This window comes from Olsenella uli, assembly GCF_016899935.1.
GTDB lineage: Bacteria > Actinomycetota > Coriobacteriia > Coriobacteriales > Atopobiaceae > Thermophilibacter > Thermophilibacter uli_B.
This window is the reverse complement of sequence record NZ_JACJJK010000017.1, coordinates 1-2,095: the sequence shown is the minus strand read 5'-3', so window position 1 is coordinate 2,095 and position 2,095 is coordinate 1. Positions and strand designations below refer to the sequence as shown.

The following is a 2,095-nucleotide window of genomic DNA, read 5'->3' as shown; positions in this document are numbered from 1 at the left end:
AGATGTGTATAAGAGACAGGCTCCCCCGTCCCCGCCCCAGGCTTGTCTGGGCAAACATGTGGAACTAAAGCGACCCAGATAAGGACCCGAAATCAAGGAACCCCAGGTCAGGACGACCCAGATAAGGGACCGAGAGGGAGACAGTTTCAGATGTTTGCCCAGACAAGCCGGGGGGTGGGAAGGTGGGGCGAGAAGAACCTCGGGCCGTCGACCTAGCGGCTCGTGGCGATGCGGAGCGCGACGTCGTGGGCGAGCGTCTCCAGCGCGTCGTCCAGCGGCGTCAGCTCGACGTCGATGCCGCGCCGCCTGAGCGCCCGCGCGATCAGCCAGTCCGTGACGCCGGGGTTCTTGGGCAGGATGGGCCCGTGCAGGTACGTGCCGATCACGCCGTCGTGCAGCACGCCCTCGCCGCCGTCCTCGCCGTTGTTGCCGGTGCCGTGGACCATCGCGTGGCCGAGGGGCTTCTCGTCCGCGCCTAGGTGCGTGCGGCCGGCGTGGTTCTCAAAGCCCACGATCGGCGCGTCGCACACGGGAGACTCGACCGCCACGTTGCCGATGAGGCGCGTCTCCCCGGCGGTGGTCTCCAGGTCCAGGACGTGCAGGCCCTCCACGCGCCTCTCGCCCATCATGTAGGAGTGGCCCAGCAGCTGGTAGCCGCCGCAGATGGCAAGAAGGACCCCGCCGTCGGCAACGTAGTCGGCGAGCTTCTCGCGCTGGCCGCGCAGCTCCTCGGCGACGGCGAGCTGGTCGCGGTCGGCACCGCCTCCCAGAAGCACGACGTCCGCGTCGGAGAGGTCGAGCTCCTGACCCATGAGGACCTGGTCCACGCGCGCCGGGATGCCGCGCCACGCGCAGCGCTTGGCGAGCGACGCGATGTTGCCGCCGTCGCCGTAGAGGTTGAGCGCGTCCGGGTAGAGGTGCACGATGCGCAGCGGCCGACTCACCCCCTCGGTCTGTAAATTGGGGACAGTCCCCGATTCACAGACGCGGCCACTCTGTAAATTGGGGACTGTCCCCAATTTACCCAACTTACAGATGCGCTCGAGGTCGGCGACCACGGGCGGGAACGCCGTGTAGTTGGCGATCACATGGAGCTTCTCGCCCGGCTCCACCAGGCGCAGCGCACCTTCGACGTCGTCCACGAGCACGATCTCCGCACCGAGCTCGGCGTACTTCACGCGCACGGCCATGTCCTCGCGCCGCGTGCCGCCAACGCAAACCAACCGCAGGCCGGAGAGGTCACGCAGGCGCTCGAGGTCGATGTCCCAGATCCAGGAGACGTCGTGGCCGTCCGCGTCGTTGTCGTTCAGGAAGAGGGCGAGGCAGCGCCCGTCCTCGGCGCGCACCTGCTGGATCATGCGGTTGAAGCCGGTCGGGTTCTTGGCCAGGTTGGACGCCACCTCGCGGCCGTCGTCGAGCGAGAAGACCTTGCCGCGCCCGCTCGCCGGCTCGTAGGCGTCGAGCACCTCCTGGAAGCGGGCCACGTCGCCGCCCGCCGCGAGGCACCCGGCGAGCGCCGCCATGACGTTGTAGACCATGTAGAGGCCGCTGTAGCGCGTGCGCACGTGGTGGCGCACCGGGGCCAGGCCGCGCCGGTCCTCCACGTCGAACTCAAACCCGCCGCAGGTCAACCGCAGGTTCACGGCCGCGAAGGCGAGCTCCGGCCGCTCCCAGCCGCAGCGCGGGCAGCGGTAGCGCCCCAGCTGGCCGTAGTGGACGTACTCGTACTCCAGGCCCGCGTTGCAGCGCGCGCAGAAACGGCTGTCGGAGATGCGGTCGGCCTCCAGGCCCGTGGGCTCGTCGATGCCGAAGGGCAGGCCGGGGTTGTCCACGCGGTCCGCGATCGAGGCGCACAGCGGGTCGTCCGCGTTGAACACGAGCGCGGTTTCGGGCGCGCGGCGCAGGGCCTCCGCGATCACGTCCTGCGTGTGGTCGATCTCTCCGTAGCGGTCCAGCTGGTCGCGGAAGAGGTTCAGCAGCACGAGCGCGTCCGGGCGCAGCGCGGGCAGCACGCGCACGGTGTAGAGCTCGTCGCACTCGAAGCAGCCTGCGCGCCCGCCGTCCTTCTCGCCCGCCCCGGCCAGCACCAGCGCGG

The 2,095-nt window shown here is 69.6% G+C and carries 1 protein-coding gene; it reads right to left on the bottom strand.

Annotated elements, in window-relative coordinates; all coding sequences use genetic code 11:
* Positions 1-212: 212 nt before the first annotated feature.
* Positions 213-2,095, bottom strand: a 1,883-nt coding sequence (locus H6A07_RS09665; RefSeq protein WP_204814712.1) for a MurT ligase domain-containing protein, incomplete at its 5' end; no start/stop codon positions are given.